The organism is Paenibacillus sp. OV219, from assembly GCF_900110075.1.
Classification (GTDB): domain Bacteria; phylum Bacillota; class Bacilli; order Paenibacillales; family Paenibacillaceae; genus Paenibacillus_Z.
In genome coordinates this window covers 246,602-265,389 of sequence record NZ_FOCJ01000005.1, presented here as the reverse complement: position 1 = coordinate 265,389, position 18,788 = coordinate 246,602, and the positions used below count along the sequence as shown (strand labels likewise).

Annotated in this window: 16 protein-coding genes; 12 read left to right on the top strand and 4 right to left on the bottom strand. The window is 50.5% G+C overall.

Features of this window, described 5'->3' with window-relative positions; genetic code table 11:
* Window positions 1–9: 9 nt before the first annotated feature.
* The 6 genes from BMY11_RS15030 (at window position 10) to BMY11_RS15000 (ending at window position 7,242) form a co-directional block, all read left to right on the top strand.
* Window positions 10–987, top strand: a complete 978-nt coding sequence (locus BMY11_RS15030) for an ABC transporter ATP-binding protein (RefSeq protein WP_090577506.1) — start codon at window positions 10–12, stop codon at window positions 985–987.
* Between the two features lie 152 nt (window positions 988–1,139).
* Window positions 1,140–1,472, top strand: a complete 333-nt coding sequence (locus BMY11_RS15025) for an NUDIX domain-containing protein (protein WP_177182658.1) — start codon at window positions 1,140–1,142, stop codon at window positions 1,470–1,472.
* 689 nt (window positions 1,473–2,161) lie between these two features.
* Complete coding sequence (locus BMY11_RS15015) at window positions 2,162–4,441, top strand: glycoside hydrolase family 3 N-terminal domain-containing protein (protein ID WP_090577497.1); 2,280 nt, start codon at window positions 2,162–2,164, stop codon at window positions 4,439–4,441.
* Between the two features lie 136 nt (window positions 4,442–4,577).
* Window positions 4,578–5,771, top strand: coding sequence for a glycosyltransferase (locus tag BMY11_RS15010; protein ID WP_090577494.1), 1,194 nt, complete (start codon window positions 4,578–4,580; stop codon window positions 5,769–5,771).
* 120 nt (window positions 5,772–5,891) lie between these two features.
* On the top strand, window positions 5,892–6,299 hold the full coding sequence (locus tag BMY11_RS15005) for an NUDIX hydrolase (protein ID WP_090577491.1): 408 nt from the start codon (window positions 5,892–5,894) through the stop codon (window positions 6,297–6,299).
* Between the two features lie 97 nt (window positions 6,300–6,396).
* Window positions 6,397–7,242, top strand: coding sequence for a phytanoyl-CoA dioxygenase family protein (locus BMY11_RS15000; protein WP_090577486.1), 846 nt, complete (start codon window positions 6,397–6,399; stop codon window positions 7,240–7,242).
* A gap of 60 nt (window positions 7,243–7,302) precedes the next feature.
* Here the strand turns inward: BMY11_RS15000 and BMY11_RS14995 are convergent, their stop codons facing one another.
* Window positions 7,303–8,037 (bottom strand): class I SAM-dependent methyltransferase, encoded by a 735-nt coding sequence (locus tag BMY11_RS14995; RefSeq protein WP_090577483.1) that lies wholly within the window; start codon window positions 8,035–8,037, stop codon window positions 7,303–7,305.
* Window positions 8,038–8,189: 152 nt separating this feature from the next.
* Here BMY11_RS14995 and BMY11_RS14990 point away from each other — a divergent pair, with 152 nt between their 5' ends.
* On the top strand, window positions 8,190–8,597 hold the full coding sequence (locus BMY11_RS14990; protein ID WP_090577480.1) for a MerR family transcriptional regulator: 408 nt from the start codon (window positions 8,190–8,192) through the stop codon (window positions 8,595–8,597).
* 16 nt (window positions 8,598–8,613) lie between these two features.
* Here the strand turns inward: BMY11_RS14990 and BMY11_RS14985 are convergent, their stop codons facing one another.
* Genes BMY11_RS14985 through BMY11_RS14975 form a run of 3 tightly spaced genes read right to left on the bottom strand, consistent with a single transcriptional unit; the run spans window position 8,614 to window position 12,092 of the window.
* A complete protein-coding gene (locus BMY11_RS14985) occupies window positions 8,614–9,684 on the bottom strand; it encodes a Ger(x)C family spore germination protein (protein ID WP_177182657.1) in 1,071 nt (356 codons plus the stop codon).
* An 11-nt stretch (window positions 9,685–9,695) separates the two neighbouring features.
* Window positions 9,696–10,784 (bottom strand): hypothetical protein, encoded by a 1,089-nt coding sequence (locus BMY11_RS28890; RefSeq protein WP_177182656.1) that lies wholly within the window; start codon window positions 10,782–10,784, stop codon window positions 9,696–9,698.
* A gap of 27 nt (window positions 10,785–10,811) precedes the next feature.
* Window positions 10,812–12,092: a spore germination protein gene (locus BMY11_RS14975; RefSeq protein WP_090577471.1), complete on the bottom strand. Its 1,281-nt coding sequence runs from the start codon at window positions 12,090–12,092 to the stop codon at window positions 10,812–10,814.
* A gap of 130 nt (window positions 12,093–12,222) precedes the next feature.
* Between BMY11_RS14975 and rpiA the strand changes: the two genes are divergently transcribed.
* From rpiA to hutG, 5 genes are all read left to right on the top strand, one after another.
* A complete protein-coding gene (gene rpiA / locus BMY11_RS14970; protein WP_143069285.1) occupies window positions 12,223–12,891 on the top strand; it encodes a ribose-5-phosphate isomerase RpiA in 669 nt (222 codons plus the stop codon).
* A gap of 311 nt (window positions 12,892–13,202) precedes the next feature.
* Window positions 13,203–14,732, top strand: a complete 1,530-nt coding sequence (gene hutH / locus BMY11_RS14965; RefSeq protein ID WP_090577465.1) for a histidine ammonia-lyase — start codon at window positions 13,203–13,205, stop codon at window positions 14,730–14,732.
* A gap of 21 nt (window positions 14,733–14,753) precedes the next feature.
* Entirely contained in the window at window positions 14,754–16,427 is a 1,674-nt protein-coding gene (gene hutU / locus BMY11_RS14960) for a urocanate hydratase (RefSeq protein WP_090577462.1), read from the top strand.
* A gap of 23 nt (window positions 16,428–16,450) precedes the next feature.
* Window positions 16,451–17,737: an imidazolonepropionase gene (gene hutI / locus BMY11_RS14955; RefSeq protein WP_090577861.1), complete on the top strand. Its 1,287-nt coding sequence runs from the start codon at window positions 16,451–16,453 to the stop codon at window positions 17,735–17,737.
* A 5-nt stretch (window positions 17,738–17,742) separates the two neighbouring features.
* Window positions 17,743–18,753 carry a formimidoylglutamase gene (gene hutG, locus BMY11_RS14950; RefSeq protein WP_090577459.1) on the top strand — a complete coding sequence of 337 codons (1,011 nt, stop codon included), beginning with the start codon at window positions 17,743–17,745 and terminating at the stop codon, window positions 18,751–18,753.
* Window positions 18,754–18,788 lie beyond the last annotated feature (35 nt).

Here is an 18,788-nt window from a genome sequence, read left to right as displayed (position 1 = left end):
TGTGCAGCGATGCCAGTTATTGAAGTTACAGATTTGGTTAAAGAATATGTCATTGTCAAGAAAGAGCGGGGACTTCGCGGAGCACTCAAAGGGCTCTTCTTTCCCGAAAAAACAAATGTGCGCGGCGTGGACGGCATCAGCTTCTCCATCGAACGCGGTGAAATAGTTGGCTATATCGGACCGAACGGCGCTGGTAAAAGCACGACGATCAAGATGCTTACCGGCATTCTGCATCCGACAGAAGGCACGATTCGCGTATGCGGCGTCTCTCCTCAAGCAGACCGGAAGGCAGTTGTTCGCAAGCTGGGGGTAGTCTTCGGACAGCGGACACAGCTGTACTGGGATTTGCGCCTCGGAGAGTCGTTCGAGCTGCTCAAACGAATCTACCAGATTGATGATCAAACCTATGAGGACAATATGAAGGTGCTTACCGAAGTGCTTCGTCTGGATCAATTCATAGACACGCCTGTCCGGCAGCTATCGCTTGGTCAGCGGATGCGCGGTGATTTGGCTGCCGCGATGCTTCACTCGCCGGATGTTCTATTTCTGGATGAACCGACGATCGGTCTTGATGCGGAAGCGAAACGCTCGATTCGCGGTTTTATTCAAGAAATGAATCGTAAGCGAGGCATCACCGTTATTCTGACAACGCATGATCTGGATGATGTTGAAGAGCTGTGCAGCAGGCTTATTATCGTCAACCACGGTAAAGTCGTCGAGGATGGACCGATTGATGAGCTGATCGGCAAGCTGACGCCGAAGCGGCTGCTCGTCGTCGATCTCCAGCGCCCGTGCGCAGATGTTGAACATCCATTCGCGCAAATTATTAAGCAGGACGGACTGCGGCTCTGGTATCAATTCGAGAAAGCTAGCATTACAGCTGCTGAATTAATCGCCGACTTATCGCAGAAGCTGCCAATTCAGGATCTTAGCGTTCAAGAGCCGGATATAGAGGATGCGATTCGGGAAGTGTACGCAACTACTTAAGGGATGAGGGGGCGGATCAAAATGGGAATCGTATCCGATCAGAAAGGGTTACCGATTTCATTGCGATTCAGGAACATGAGCTCGAAAGCTTCGATTTCGATGCGCCATTCACGCATGCCTTAATGGTAGTAAGCTATGAAAGTAAGTATTTAATGATGTTTAATAAATGGAGTAGAAGCTGGGAGCTGCCAGGTGGAGTCATCGAATCTGGCGAGTCAGCACGTGAGTGCGCGATTCGTGAACTGTACGAAGAGACGAATCAAATTGCAGCAGATGTCGCTTTAATGGGCTTGATGAAATTTGATCTGCAGCCGAGCTTTCACGGACCGGAACGTACGGAGTACGGCGCCTTATACTATGCAAAGCTAGATGTGGTGAGAGACTTCGTGGAGAACGATGAAGCAGCAAAGATCATTTGGTGGAATGGGATTACTGATATTGGGGACATCGCAATCATTGATCGCAAACTAATTGAATTTGTTTGATTTATTTAATGACGTTAATTATAACGAGGTGACTTGTTGGTTTTTCGACTTCCTATTTGTTTAATCACATTAATTACTGTTCTTTGCAGCTGCTCCAACGTTGAAATGCAGAAGCTAAACTTTCCAAGCGCGCATGTCGATTATTTCAAGAGCTTTGAATCAGGTTACGACCTTGGTGAAGCGGTCGGACCATACAACGATGTGATTGGTTATGTTCTAGAATGTGAGGGCAAGGTTATCGGGGGCTATCTGACGCTACAAACAGAGACCTTAAATGGGGATATATATAACATAACGAAGGGGCCCTCTGTTCCGATTGTGAATCGGAAGGATGTATTGACGGGCGGCTCATAGTGTAAACCCGCATAGTTTGCGGATTAGAGTGTCGAGAGAGAAGTCATTGGGACTTCCTCTCGACACTTTCTTTGTGTAGCTTTCTACTCTCGCGAGCGCTCGTGGACACAATTAGAAGCTTCCGGGCACACTTGGACGATAGCAAAGGCTAACGGACTACAGAAGCGTTATTTGGTCGAAATGACTCGATTATTAATTGTAACGGGTCCAAGGCATTGACGTGAAAGCGAGCATCAAGCGAGAGCCAGAAGTCAGCCGTGATCGGGATATCGCAACTAACCCAATCTCCTCGCGTCTAACTTAGCAAAAGAGTTCATCAGGAGTGGGGTAATTCAATGGGATTCAAAACGATTGCTATATCAGGAGCTGTGCTTGGCACTTTGCTAATTGGGGCTGGATCTGCAGCAGCAGCAGCAGCATCGTCGGTGAAAGAACAACAGTTTGCTGACTTAACGAACGCGAAATGGGCAGAGGACGGCATTCATTATATGGCGCACCGCGGGACGGTGGCGGGGTATGGAAACGGCACCTTTAAGCCAGAAGGGCTTGTTACTCGTGCACAAGCAGTCACGTTCTTGGTGCGGGAGCTTTATCCGGACAAGATGGCGAAAGCGGGTCAGACTTACAAGGATGTTCCGCGGACTCATCCGTTCTATATAGAAATCGCGGTCGCCGCTGAGATGGGGCTGGCAGGCGGATTCCCGGACGGTTCGTTTCATCCGGACGATCCAATTAGCCGCGCAGAAACGGCAGCGATCCTATCCCGGGCTTATCAGCTGAAGAGCGGAACGCAGCAGGTCAGCCTCTCGGATACGATAACGCATTGGGCGGCTGCGCCAATTGCGATTATGAGCTCGAACGGTCTGATAGGAGGGTATGCCGATCAAACGTATCGGCCAGATCGTCCGGTCACGCGAGCGGAGTATGCTGTATTCATGGCGAGAGTCATTCGTTTCGAGCGGGCAGCTGCTATTCATTCTCATGATTGGGACAAGCTCATCTCTTATATGACTGTTAGTGAGCAAGTAGGCCAAATGCTAATGCCGGACATCCGGCAGTGGAACGGTCAAGTGACGACCACCGTGAACGAAGGCATCAGGGATCAGCTGCATAATCAGGATTTGGGGGGACTTATCGTATTCGACAAGAACATTGTCGATGCGAAACAGCTGACGACCTTAACGCATGATCTGCAAGCTGAAGCAGGCGATATCCCACTGTTTCTGAGCACCGATCAAGAAGGTGGAGTCATCGAGCGTATTCCTGGCGGAACGAATTTGCCTGGGCAAATGGCGCTAGGAGCAACTGGCGATGCAAAGCTCGCGGAAGCCGCAGGCAAGCTGACCGGCGAGGAGCTGAAAGCGCTCGGACTGCAGTTGAATTTTGCGCCTGATCTGGATATTAACAGCAACCCGGATAATCCAATTATCGGAATACGCTCGTTCGGTGTAGCTCCAGACTTGGTGACGCGTCTCGGTTTGTCTACGATGAAGGGGCTCAAGGAATCAGACGTTATTGCAGCGGTGAAGCATTTTCCAGGTCATGGTGATACGGCGGTCGATTCCCATCTTGGCCTACCAGTGCTGAATTACGACCGCGAGCGGCTCGATGCGGTGGAGCTGAAGCCATTCCGCGCAGCGATTGACAGCGGCGTCGAGATGATTATGACCGCGCATATCGCGTTTCCAGCAGTCGATAACGAGCGTGTAACTTCACTGAAGGATGGCAGCAGCATACCGCTCCCAGCGACTTTGTCGAAGAAGGTGCTTACAGGCATGCTTCGTGGTGAGCTGGGCTATAAAGGCGTCATCATCTCCGATGCTTTCACGATGAACGCCATTGCTGAGCATTTTGGAGAAAATAAATCGGTTGAACGCGCGGTCGCTGCCGGTGTAGATATCATTCTCATGCCACAAAATATCGAAGGGGCACATCAGACGCTAGTAGAAGCGGTGAAGAGCGGCAGGTTATCGGCTTCGTCAATTCACGCTTCGGTTAAACGAATTCTGGAGCTCAAGTCAAAGTATGGGTTGTTCGACCAAAGTGAGAGCCTTACTTCACAGCTCGCAGCACTGAAGACCGTAATCGGTTCCCCAGAGCACCGAACTGTTGAGCGCGAAATCGCGGCCCGGGCAGTCACCTTGCTTGTCGGTCGTGATAAAGTTCATCCGGATCTCATTCATCCTGGAGATCGGGTGGTCATTGCTGCTGCCGATGAAGGGCAGGCGAATCAGCTAAAGGAACAGCTCCTATACGTGGCTTCATCGCTAGAGTTGCAGGTTGATACGGTCTTGATTAAGCCGGGGCAGGCGTCTGAAGCGCTTCAGCTACTTGCGAAGGCAGATTATGTCATCACTGCATCCTATCAATTCCGCAATGTTGCTAGCGAATTCAATTGGAGCGATACACAGACGATCATAAATGAGTTGAACGGGCAGAAGAAGCGGTACACATTATTGTCTCTCGGAAATCCCTACGAGCTTCTGTACGTGCACAATGTACAATCCTCTTTGGCCGTGTACGGCAAGCAAGAGCCGAATACAGCGGCTGCGATTCGTGTTCTGATCGGTCAGAAGGAAGCGCTCGGAACACTGCCAGTCAAGTTAGAGCCATAACGTAGTCAACAAGCACGCCTATACGAATAGGTGTGCTTGATTATTTTTACGAAGAGTTGGACAAAATGTGCTCTGACTAGCTCGCTCTACGTACTATTTTCATAGATTACAATAGAAGGGGGAGGGATGTGCAGGTATGGCGAAAGTCGGAGTTGTTATGCCCGTTTATTATCAGGATGAAGCTTTTATCCGTTTGGCGATTCAATCCGTCCGTCATCAAAGCTATCGCGAATTTACCTTCCTGATTGTAATCGACGGGGCGCCGGAGCTTCTGCCGCTCATTCAGGAATGTACGTATGGGGATCCGAGAGTGACTATCGTATCTTATCCGGTCAATCAGGGTGTTGCGTTCGCGCTTAATTATGGCTTCGAAATCTTGATGGACCAAGGTTATGACTATTTGACATGGGTATCGACGGACAATGTGTATTATCCTTATTTTCTAGGTACGTTGGTTTACGAAATGGATCAAGCGAGTCCTAACGTGGGCATCGTCTATAGCAGCTTTAACCAAATCTTCGAGAACGGCACGAATGCGCATACACCTGAGTTTCTTCAAACATTACGGGACTGGCAAAATCGCCCGAAAGAAGCGCTGCTTGACGGTTGTATTATCGGCCCTTCCTTCATCCACCGGACGGAATATTGTCGGAAGTTAGACGGTTATCGGATGCGGTACATCCAAGATTATGATTATTGGCTGCGTATGACGGATTACTGTGATATCAAATATGTGGCCATTGAGCTGATGGATTACCGAATCAATTCGCCATTCAGCTTATCTACGCACATCGCGAATGAGTCGTCCAAGTACCGAATGTGCTGGAATGAGGTGCATCATTCGCATTTTGAGACTCGAATGAGGCGAGGGATGCCTCTCTTATACAGCGCTTTGTTCGTCGTGAAGCCGAATGAGGTGGAGAAAGCGAGGGTTGCACTCGGTAATATTATTGATCAATACGAGACGAACTGCGAGATCCTTATCGTAAGTTTAACGACGCAGAAGGAGGTCGAAGCTATTATCGAGTCTTATCAAGATCCGCGCGTGCGAGTCTTGTATTATGTGAAACATACGATCAGTTATGCGCTGCATAAAGCGCTGGCTAGAGCAAGGGGAGATTGGTGCATGATCTTCGACAGCCAGTATGCGCCAGCTGAGAAAAGCTTCGTGCGGACAATCAAAGAATCGGGGCTGATGGACCCGAACGTAACCTCCGCGATATCATGGTATAACGGTGAAGTTACCTCATCGAAGGCTGTGCACTATCTTTACCAGACGATGACGGTACGCTCTCGGATGCAGGCATTCGTACTAGGGGCATTGAAATAAGTGTGAGATAAGTGATCAATATGTGACTTCTTAGAGAGCCTAATAGAGGCTCTTTTTCTTTTTTAGGAAGGAAAGCTGTTGCTTCTGGAGAACTCTTCCAGTACGGAAAGGGGGATGAGTATGAATAAATGGTACGGAGCGGCTGGCGTGTGTATGAATGAGCAGGGGCAGCTATTGATGGTGCTGCAAGGCAAGCGGGAGGAAGAGAAGTCATGGTCGGTGCCATCTGGCGGGATGGAGAAAGGCGAAACGCTGGAAGATTGCTGCATACGCGAGGTGTATGAAGAGACCGGCTATCGGTGCGAGATTAAGCAGATGCTCCGAGTGAAAGAAGGCGGATTCGAAGAGTCAGCGTTCCAAGTGACGTATTACGAGATCGAAGTGACAGCAGGAAGTCCAACCATTCATGATCCTGATGGGCTCATTCATGCTATTTCGTGGCATAGCGCGGACATGATTCGCGAGCTGCAATTGTCTTTCGAAGAGGATCGGTCATTTCTATTAGAATATATTTCGAAGAAGATATAGGTTACTTATTTTAAGAAAGAACTCGTCTAAACTTGTCCTAAGCTGCATATTGTACGAGTGATTCATTATCCATGAAACGAAAGAGGGGCTTATCTTAATGAGAACAAAGTCGGTCCAGCCTTCGAGAGAGGATATTCTCGCACACTATAAGGAGAAAGGCTTCGCGGTCATTCCGAACGCACTTTCTGCGGAGGAACTTGATTATTTGAATCAGTTGGTGGAAGCTTCCTTACAGCAGCATCCGGACCAGTGGCATCAGCCCCAATCCGGTGCAGTTGGCACGGTGAGTTTGCTTCAGACGCATCCGCTGGACATGGATCGCTTCATCCGTCATCCGGTTACGTTTCCGCTCGTACAAGAGGTTTTACTTGGCGAGGCTCGGTTTGCCCAGTTTGATTTTCGCGATGTATCTCCTGACCTTGCAAGCAGCAGCGAGATGCATTTTCACCGAGACATTAGCTATTATGGGACGATGGGCGGGAAGATCTATGATCCAGACAATCCCTACATCAGCACGTATACATGCGTCATCTATTATCTGTCGGATGTCCACGACTGCTGCCCGGCGTTCTGCCTCGTGCCAAACAGCCACACGTATGATTCTCTTGATGATGCGAAAGCGAAGCTTGGTAATGCTTACGAGGAAATTCCGATTCGGGGGCAAGCTGGCACAGCCGTATTGTATAACATTACAACCTATCACACACGCAAAGGCGGAAGGGAAGGCTGCACCCATGGCCGGCGCACGATGCATAATTACCATTCGCGAGCATCAAGCTATCCGCTGACGAACTGGGCAACAGTGCCTGAAGTGCTTGCACTAAGCGACGATCATGAGACTCGCTTATTCTACTCGCAGTGGACGCCGAACCAAATTAAGTTCGCGAGAGAGAATTACACGCAGCCGATTCCGTCCTATTATCCTGTGCAGATGATTAAATAGGTGTTAGAATGAGAAAGGCCGCTGATTGGAGCGGCCTTTTTATTATTTAAGCATATAAAATTAAATCTTAACCGCAGCGATTAAGAGGAACATCGGCCTTCGAACTTCTTCATGCCAAGCAGCGTTGCTCTCTAGCATCTCCTTCGTTGGCCTGAGCTCAGACTGTTTCGTCAGGCTGAATCCAGCTGCCAGCAATCCGTTGATATATGTTGCAACTGTGCGGTGGTACTTGATGACATCGTCGTTTAGAAAGCTCGCTTCACGAGCACCCTCAGCATGATAATTATCCACCGGCCAGTGCAGCTTCTCGCCTTGAGGACCGTAATGCCAATCTTGCGCTGCGAGTGCAGTGAAGATCGGATGCTCCACGGAGAATACGAAGCTTCCGCCAGGAACAAGCATGTCGTACGCGCTCCGGCAGATTGCGTCATAATCCTCAACATAATGAAGGGCGAGAGAGCTGAGTATGACATCGAAAGTCGCGCCTGGCAAATCGATATCTTCAATGGCCATTTGTCGATATTCGATCTGCTGGTCATTCGTCATCTCTTTGGCGCGTTCCAGCATGTTCGCGGAAAGTTCGATCCCAAGCACGGAGCTTGCTTGCTGCTCGCGAGCATACCGGCAATGCCAGCCAAATCCACAGCCTAGATCAAGCACCCTCACGCCCCGAAGATCCGGGAGCATTGCGCGAAAAGTACTCCATTCTCCAGCAGCTTCCAAGCCTCCGATCGAGCGGGGCATCTGACTGTATTTGGCGAAAAAGCTGGAATCATCATATTTATTCTGTTTCATATTGGTGGCAGACCTCCTAAGCAATAAGGTATAGTCTATCAGTAATTGAATGGGCTGAGCAATCTAATTAACGATTGACTTGGAGTTAACTCCAGAGGTTACACTACGTTTATACCATCAAAGATCGTAGAGAAACGAGGAGGAAGCTGCACATGTTAATTGCTGAAGTGAGCGAGAAGTTTGAGCTATCTCAGGATACGCTCCGCTATTATGAACGCATCGGACTCATCCCACCTGTAAATCGGAATAAGAGCGGAATCCGGGATTATACGCAGGAGGATTGCAACTGGATTGATTTTATTAAATGTATGCGGCAAAGTGCGGGGCTTCCGGTTGAAACGTTGATTGAGTATGTGGCATTATTCCAGAAAGGCGATGACACGCTGCATACCAGGAAGGACCTTCTGATTGATCAACGCGAGAAGCTTGCAGCCAAGCTCGAAGAGATGACGGGCACGCTAACACGCCTCGATGATAAAATCGCAAGATATGATCAGACAATTCTGAGAAAAGAAAACACGCTCCGAGTCCAGCAAAAGCAGGAATCAACAAGCCGCTGAAATGCGGCTTGTTGTGCTAGCTGTCCATGTTTTTGACACTCACACGTACGTCAAATTTCAGTCGTGGATAGATTCCGTTCCACTCTTCAGTCTCCTTCGCATGATGGAATTTCCTTGCACGATAGCGCAAGCCGAAGCCAAGCGGGTCGACGCCTTCATCTCTCATCTTGATCAGAAGCTTGCGAACCTGCGATTCGATCTGTGCCTTCGTTTCCTTCATAATTGGCAGCTTCACTTCCTCCGTTACAGCTTCTGCGTTGCCCAATCTCTCGATTAAAGTTCCTCGCAGCTTGATGTCTACAATGGCTGTAGCGCCACCGTTCCCAATGGCTAACTGATAGGACGACGTCCCTTTCTCCGTAGTTATGGAATAAGAGCCATTCTTCGTCTTCAGTGCAAAAGTATCATCGCGGAAGCCCGTAGTCATGAGCTTAAGCAGCTTCGATTCGTCGGAAGTGAGCTCCAGCTTATACTGCTTCTTGTGAAAGAGAGCAATGCGGTCAACATGCAAATTTCCTCGTTCATACTCCATAACCGGCAGCGTCAGATCGAGTCCCGGCGTCAATATCCGGCGGCTCGCATCATAGAGAGGAACCGCATACACGTAAGGCGATTGCGTACGGCTTCGTTCGAATGAGTAGAACAGATAGCTGCTCGCTACCGCTTCTTCCTTGGGCTTGAATTTCAGCAGCTCATACGCACTTGGTTTGCCGATACCCATATAGGCGATTTTCTGGATATCCGCACGTTTCATGAAATATTCGACTGGTTGGGAGATGTCATCCTTCACGATGGCCTCGCCGAACATGAGTGCCTTCACATGACCATACTCCAGCTTCTTGTCGCTCATAGATCGCAGCTTATCGAGCCCTTCTGAGATCGAATTACAATTGACATGCAACAGTACGAAATCACTGCCAATCGACTCTGGATCACCTTTTGCCAAAGAAATCTTGATCGTCAAATTATATTTGCTGCCAGCGGCCTTCGGTGGATCAAGCCCGATTGAAGTTACAAAAGCACGCCGGTCAATATCTTCAAACGCGCAGCCGCAGAGCAGAAACAGCATCAGCAGTACCAATGACAAACTACAGACTGCTATTCGTCTAATGCTGCCTTTCCGCGCTGTGCACACCATACGAGAACACCGATCATGGCGAGGTCGAAGGCCAAGTTGATGTTCAGAAACAAGCTGATGCTGTGCCGAATCGCAGCGGCATCTATAAACTTCCATAGCATGTACGATACGACTAGCAATAGTGTGAACGAGATCCATTGGTGCTTTCCACCGTCCATCTGAAATGCGAATTTGAGAAATTGCAGTGACGAGTGCCAGCAGATGATGACGAACATGAGGGACACACCGATTTGCATCATGAGGAAGACGACGATAAATCGCTCAATGAAGAAATACGGCAGCTTCATGCTGTTCATCGTCGTGAACCATACATTATCATCGCCCTTGATCCCGCCAAGTCCTAAATATCCGATGGGGATGAAATAGTAAGCAAGTATTAGCAGAAGCCCAATGGATACAACAACAAGATGCCATTTCTTCGGCTTGCTTCGCTTAAGGTGCTCATTAAACACGATGCGCGCCATATAGCCATTGAACAGAAACGCTCCGGCAGCAAGCATGGGATAGCTCGGCCAACTGCGGATGTAAGTAGCTGCTTCTAGGATGAAGTCGATTCGGATGTTGGGGTCGAGCGTGAAGACCAGGATGAGAATCGCGAGAACTGGGATGGAGAACACAACGACAATTTCTAACATGAAGAGCGTGCTCTTCGAATCCATTAACGAGGAGAAGCCGGCAAGCAGAAGAAATACCATAAACAGAGAGCCCGCTGAAAGCTCGGGACTTATATATTTATGAGCAATCTGTGCAAAAGAAATCAGGTAGATGAATCCGATCCAGTAGGATAGGATGAGGGAGCAGACGAACAGAAGCTTTTGTAATATAGGCGTTATTGCGCCTTTCATAATCTTCGAGATGGATTGACCTTGGAACCGATTCAGCTGCATCTCGAACACGAGGATCATTATGCCAGCTAAGAGTAGAGCGGCAAGCAGACTGATCAAGCTGCTCTTGTAGCGGCCTGCATAAATGAGAGTTGGTGTGAATTCGATCATGCTGACGATAAAGTTCAGATACATAAGAAAGTAGTAGTAGCGGCTTTGAAGCATGGCAATCACCCGAGTTAGTTAAAGTTGTTATAGAAGCTTCATATATGGCTTGCCCAAGCTCTTCAGGCTGCATAAATAGGCGACAAGCGCGAGTAATCCGACCACAACACCGATCGTGCCTAGGAAACTGGCGAGAATAATGAGCGGGTAACGAATAATTCGGATTGCTTGGTGCATGGCATTGACAGGGACTACGAAGTTAGAGATTGCAACCGCGGAGATGACGATGATCATCACATCCGCGACAAGTCCAGCCGACGTAGCCGCTTGTCCCAAGATTAGACCGCCAACCGTCGTTGCGGTGGGGCTGATCGTCTTCGGCAGACGGATACTCGCTTCAATCAGAAATTCCGTCATGATGAGCATGAACATGATCTCAATATACGAGGGGAACGGTACGGACATTCTGCTTCCCGCAACGAGCAGTGCAAACTGAACTTTGAGCAAGTCCGGGGAATAGGAGATGATCGAAATATATAAAGCTGGGAGCACCAGCGTAATCATGAGCGCGATATAGCGGATGGACACCAGAAATTGACCGATGATCGGCATCTGGACCGGGTCATCCATCGATTTGAAGAAATCAAAAAAGGTCACCGGGCCAATTAATGCCCACGACGACCCCTCCAATAGAAGGATGATTTTGCCCTCAGATAAGCTCTTCACCACACGGTCAGGACGCTCAGTCGTCAGGAAGAGCGGAAACAGGTTCAGCTTGTTTTGGATAAGGCACTTCTGCAGCTGTCCGGCGGATTGCACAATATCCACTTGGACCTTCGCAACCTTCTCCTTGAACAAAGCAAGATCGTTAGGTTCAACGAGCTGGTCGTCGTACATCATGATCAGCTTCGTATTCGATTTGTTGCCAGCATAGTGGCTTTCCGCATGTAGAGCCTGACTCTTGTACCGGTTGCGGATCAAATTAATAGACGTATCCAAATTTTCACTAAGGCCATCCTTCGGCCCTTGCAACACGTTCTCCTCGGTCGACACTTCGACAGCTCGAGCGATGAAGTTCTTCATCTCGATCATGAAGAGCTTCTCATTCAGCATGACCGCGACGCTTCCGTCGAGCAAACTCTGGATCGCATCGGCATCACTGGTTATCAAGGTCCAACTAGGGAACGATCTCACATACAGCTCGTACGCGTCCGCAGATTCCGAGTTATAGAACGCGGAAATCAGTTTTTTGAAAATATCGTCCTCGTTACAGACAGAGGTGAAGTAATATAGACTGATGGCATAATTGCTCTTCTCGAACTTCCGAGTAAAGAAGTCCTCGTTGCTTCGCAAGCTTTCGAAACGCACAGCACGGTCACCTCACAGGGATATATTTCCCGTGTTTCCAGTTTTTCATCCGAGCGGAGTTCTATAGGCTTTAATTTAGAGAAGACGAACTGTAAGATATACATGATCGGAGACTACAATGGACGCGAGAATCGAAGCAAAACGAGCTGCAGCTGAGAAAGCGGCTGAATATGTACGTGACGGGATGATCGTAGGATTAGGTACAGGCTCCACAGCTTATTGGGTGATCCAGAAGCTAGGGGAGATGACGAAGAACGGCCTCAGCATGAAGGCAGTTGCAACTTCAACGCCGTCGGAATTACTGGCGGAGGAGCTGGGGATTACGTTAGTCCGATTATCGGAGATCGATGAGATCGATCTTACCATTGATGGCGCTGATGAGATCGATGGGGAGTGGAACTTGATCAAAGGCGGGGGCGGCGCGCTTCTGCGGGAGAAAATCATAGCATCAGCCAGTAAAGAGTTGATCATTATTGCCGACGAGAGCAAGGTCGTACAGCAATTGGGACGATTTCCACTGCCTATTGAGATCGTACAATTCGGACACGAGCTTACGCTGCGTAAGCTGGCCTCTTATGGGTGTATCCCTCGTTTGAGAATGCAAGGCGAAGAGCCGTTCGTGACGGATAACGGCAATTATATTGTTGATTGTGAATTTGGAAAGATCGATCAGCCGAGGGAGCTGCATACGGAGTTAAACATGATCCCTGGAGTCGTTGAGAATGGTATGTTTATCAATCTCGCGTCGAAAGTGATTATCGGCGCTCTTGATGGGTCAGTTAAAGAATTGGTGAGGTGATTTGCGAAACTGGAGATTAAAGTAGGACAATAGGGACAAGCTCTCTCAAAAAGGACAAGTTCTCATAGGCGAAACGATATTGACTTGGTCAAGGACAGCATGCAACAATGACCTTGAAACCTAAAATAGATTAGGGAATGAGTGATGGCGATGTATTGGCGTAAAGCACGATACTGGACAATCGCATTACTGCCCTTCATAAACTGGGACCGCGTGGAAGCGAACAACTTCCGCACGGTCCCTTTCTTATGGTAAAGCAAGAAAGGAACTGCATGTTCTCGTCCATTCGTGGTCGTGGGAGGAGTGTTGACATGAAGCCAATCGTACTGGACGGAGAAAGCCTCACTCCTGAAATAATAGCGGAGGTCTCGTATCTTAATCGACCGGTTGTCCTAAGTAGCGAAGCAAGGAAGCGTGTAGCTGCCTGCCGGAAAATGGTGGAAGAGCTGGTTGCAGGGGGGCAAGTGGTATATGGGGTGACGACAGGCTTCGGGAAATTCAGTGACGTCGTCATTTCACCTCAGCACGCAGCGCAGCTCCAGATGAACTTGATTCGCAGCCATGCGTGCGCTGTCGGCAATCCGATGAACGAACCGGCGGTACGCGCGCTCATGCTGCTACGCGCTAATGCACTTAGTAAAGGGAATTCAGGTATCACGATGGCAACGCTTCAGCTATTGATTGATTGTATCAACAAGCGAGTGCATCCGATCGTACCCGAACAAGGATCATTAGGCGCTAGCGGTGATTTGGCGCCGCTCTCGCATCTTGTCCTCGTGCTGATTGGCGAGGGCGAGGCGTATTATCAAGGTAAGAGGCTTCAAGGTGCACAGGCTCTAGCGAGAGCAGGACTTGGACCGATTACGCTGCAAGCCAAAGAAGGGCTCGCGCTTATTAACGGGACTCAGATTATGACCTCGATTGGCACACTTGCTTATGTGAAAGCGCTGCGGCTGGCGAGAATCGCGGATGTGATCGCTTCGATGACGCTGGAAACCCTGCATGGCATACCGGAAGCTTTCGCCGAGGATGTGCAGTTAGTACGCCCATATCCCGAGCAGATTGGTGTTGCGCGCAACTTGCGAACGCTCCTTCAAGGGAGCGCTCACACAACCCGCCAAGGCGAGCTCCGGGTGCAGGATGCCTACTCCCTGCGCTGCTTACCGCAAGTGCATGGCGCTACACGGCAAGTGCTCGGTTACACGCTCGATAAGCTTCTGGTTGAGATTAATGCGGCAACGGATAATCCGCTCCTTTTTCCAGAGAAGGGGCACGTCGTTTCAGGCGGCAATTTTCACGGTCAACCGATCGCTTTTGCCATGGACTTCATGAAGATTGGCATGAGCGAGCTTGCGAATATATCGGAGCGTCGGACAGAGCGGCTAGTGAATCCGGCGTTGTCGGGAGGATTGCCGGCATTTCTCAGCCATAATCCCGGTCTCGGATCGGGCCTCATGATCTTGCAGTACGTCAGTGCGTCACTCGTCTCAGAGAATAAGGTGCTGGCGCATCCAGCCAGTGTCGACTCGATTCCGTCGTCTGCGGGCCAGGAGGATCATGTGTCGATGGGTACGACTGCTTCAAGGCATGCAGAGCTGGTGATTAGCAATGTGGCAAAAGTATTGGCGATCGAGCTCATCTGCGCGGCAGAAGCGGCTGAATTCGTCGGTGCGAGTGGATTAGCTCCTGCAACAAAGGTGTTATATGACCGCTTGCGGGCTATCGTTCCGAGAGTCGAAGAGGATCGCTCGACTTCAGCGGATATTGAGCGAACGGCGACCAACCTGTTAGCTGGTGAATGGCTGAAATGTGTTGAAGCGGTGTCTGGTCCATTGTATTAACTGTGAAGGAGGTTCTCTTCCATGAATGAGAATCAACCGATTGAGCCAAAGCGCATCATTCGTGCCCCGCGCGGCACAGAACTGTCTTGCAAAGGATGGGTACAGGAAGCCGCCATGCGAATGCTCATGAACAATCTTGATCCTGAAGTTGCTGAGCGTCCGGAGGAGCTTGTTGTGTATGGCGGGATCGGCAAGGCAGCGCGGAACTGGCCTTCATACGACGCCATAGTGCGTGAGCTTCAGCGCCTGGAGAGCAATGAAACGCTGCTTATTCAGTCTGGCAAGCCGGTCGGCGTCTTCAAGACACATGAACGCGCGCCGCGTGTACTGCTGTCGAACTCCGTGCTCGTGCCGAAATGGGCAACATGGGAAAACTTCCGAGCGCTCGAGCAGAAAGGTCTGATGATGTATGGGCAGATGACAGCAGGCAGCTGGATCTACATCGGTACGCAGGGGATTTTGCAGGGGACCTATGAGACATTCGCTGAAGCGGCGCGTCAGCATACAGGCGGCACTTTGCGCGGTACGCTCACGCTGACAGCTGGACTTGGCGGTATGGGCGGCGCACAGCCATTAGCTGTAACGATGAACGATGGCGTTGTCATCGCCGTCGAAGTTGATCGCGCGAGGATTGAGAGACGAATACAAACGAGATATTGCGATGTGTTGGCAGAAACGCTTGACGAAGCACTTACGTTAGCGAACCATGCGGTGGCCGCAGGGAAGGCGCTCTCAATTGGACTGCTTGGCAACGCCTCTGAGATTTATCCAGTGTTTGTTCGGCGCGGAATTAAACCGGATTTCACAACGGATCAGACCTCGGCGCATGATCCGCTCATTGGGTACGTGCCAGCGGGCTTGACATTGGAGGAGGCGACCACGCTACGTTCACGAGATCCAGAGCAGTACGTGTTACTCGCCAAAGCAAGCATGGCAGTCCAAGTGCAAGCAATGCTCGATCTGCAGCAGATGGGATCTGTCGTGTTCGACTATGGCAACAACATTCGGCAGGTTGCGTACGACGAAGGTGTGACTTGCGCGTTCGACTTCCCAGGCTTCGTCCCTGCATATATCCGCCCTTTATTTTGCGAAGGGAAAGGGCCATTCCGCTGGGTAGCATTGTCTGGTGATCCGGAAGATATTCGGAAGACGGATGAGCTCGTGGTTCAGCTTTTCCCAGGCAATAATCGGCTTCGAAAATGGATCGAGATGGCAGGGGAGCGCGTTGCCTTCCAGGGGCTGCCGGCCCGTATCTGCTGGCTCGGCTACGGCGAACGAGAGAAGTTCGGCCTCGCGCTGAATGAGATGGTTCGCAGCGGTGAGCTGCGAGCACCGATTGTCATTGGCCGCGATCACCTCGACTGCGGCTCGGTCGCTTCCCCTAATCGTGAGACAGAAGCGATGAAGGACGGTTCCGACACGGTCGGAGATTGGGCCATTCTGAATGCGCTCATCAACACCTCGGCGGGCGCCTCGTGGGTATCCGTCCACCATGGAGGCGGCGTCGGGATGGGTTACTCGCTGCATGCAGGCATGGTTGTCGTTGCAGACGGGTCCGATGAAGCGGCGGAGCGGCTAAGCGCAGTACTGACCTCAGACCCGGGCATGGGCGTCATTCGCCATGTGGACGCAGGATACGACGAAGCGATCGAAACAGCACAGAAGCACGGTATCTGCATCCCGATGAGGGAATAGGAGGTGGCGCTATGAGTACGAATATGGAGCGAATTGACTTGCTTGTTACAGATATTGGCTTGCTGGTCACGCCGCCATCAGGCATTGTTCCGCGTTACGGTGCAGAGATGAGTGTGATTCATGAGATTGAACATGCAGCCATAGCGATTCGAGGTGAGCGGATTGCGTTGTTCGGAACGGAGAGTGATGTACGGAGTCAGCTCACAGGTATTGAAATCGGGGAGACGGTTAGTGCAAAGGGCAAGCTTGTAGCGCCCGGATTCGTCGATCCGCACACGCATCTTGTCCACGGAGGTTCGCGGGAGAATGAGCTGTCGCTCAAACGATCGGGCGTGCCGTATTTGGAAATTTTGGCGCAGGGCGGCGGCATACTGAGTACGGTTCGAGCGACCCGAGCAGCAAGCGAGCAGCAATTGTTAGAGAAAGCGCGCGGTAGTCTCAACATCATGCTGCTGAATGGTGTTACGACCATCGAAGCAAAGAGCGGGTACGGGCTGTCGCTCGAAGATGAGCTCAAGCAATTGCGCGTAGCCAAGCAGCTTAACTCGCGGCATCCGGTCGATCTCGTCTCCACATTCATGGGCGGGCATGCTGTGCCAACGGAGTATACAGGCAGAGCGGATGAATATGTGGAGCTTCTCGTGAGCAGGATGCTGCCGGAAGTGGCAAGTCAAGGGCTTGCGAAGTTCTGTGATGTGTTCTGCGAGGCAGGTGTCTTCAGTATTCCGCAATCCAGGCGCATTCTGCAAGAAGGCAAGCGATATGGGCTTATTCCGAAAATCCACGCAGACGAAATTGTTTCGCTCGGCGGAGCGGAGCTTGCCGGAGAGATCGGAGCCATATCTGCGGAGCATCTGCTTGCAGCTTCAGACCAAGGTTTGAGCTCGCTCGCTGCAGGTGGTGTTGTTCCAGTACTGCTGCCCGGAACATCATTTAATTTGGGGCTGAAGCAGCATGCACGGGCACGCGAGATGATTGATACGTTCCGGTTGCCCGTGGCGCTCGCGACAGACTACAATCCAGGCTCTTGTCCAACCGAGTCGATACAGCTCATTATGATGCTGGCATCCTTGAACCTGAGAATGACGCCTGAAGAAATCTTAACCGCCTGCACCATCAACGCGGCAGCTGCAATTGGCCTAGCAAGCGAGATCGGTTCGATAGAGCTCGGGAAGCAGGCGGATATAACAATACTTGATGCGCCGAGCCTAGCATATTTGCCCTATCATTTTGGCATCAACCATACGTTTGGTGTCATCAAAAAAGGCAGAGTAGCCGTCTGGAATGGCCAGCTTGCATCGGGGGAGTGAGGGCTATGAGCGGAAGTGAGAGCAGTAGTGAGAGCAGTAGCAATAGCGGCAGTGGCGGTATACCTTTTCTGAAATCACCTGATCAGGCAGCATTTCGTGACCATTTGGAGACCAGGCTCTCGCATTGGATCCGTCGATGGGATGGGCAAGAGCAGCTAATAGCAGGGATCATCGGCATCCCTCTCTCCAAGTCTTCGATCTCGCTCTCCGGCGCTTCGATGACGCCTGCGGCTGTGCGGGCTGCATTCAAATCCTTCACGACTTACTCGTTGGAATACGGCGTTGATCTGCAGCATATGGCGGTCCGTGATCTTGGTGATATTCAGATGCATGTGACAGATATCGGAGAATGCCATAGTCGTATCGAAACATGTCTAACCAAGCTATATGAGAAGCAGCCATCGATAGTGCCAATCGTAATCGGAGGAGATCATTCGATCAGCCGCCCATCGGTCAAAGCGTTCTCCGCGCGATATCCCGGTAAAAAGGTGGGCATTATCCACTTCGACGCGCATCATGATGTGCGAAATTTCGAGGACGGCGGTGTTACGAATGGGACACCATTTCGCGGCATTCTAGAATCTGGCGCTGCCTTAGGGAACAACATCGCGCAGATTGGCATTCGCGGTTTTATGAATTCAAAGCCTTATCATGACTATGTGCTCAGCAAAGGCGTACATGTATTTACCTCGCGAGATGTGAGGATTAGCGGTATGGACGCTATACTCGCTCAAGCGATTGCTGCCGTTGGTGACGGGACAGATGCGATCTATGTAAGCTTTGACGTCGATGTCATCGACCAAGCTTACGCCCCAGGCTGCCCTGCGATTGGAACCGGCGGGTTGAATCCGTGGGACGCGCTTGATGCACTTTATCTTCTGGGAGCACTGCCGCAAGTAAGGGGGATTGACTTCGTCTGTATTGATCCGACTGTAGATGTACGTAATGTAACCTCGCGCCTTGCGGTGCAATTTATGCTTAGCTTCTTAGCTGGAATCGCGAGCCGTCCGGATTGAATTTAGTTGGTTTTCTAGCAGCCCGCCACATTTTG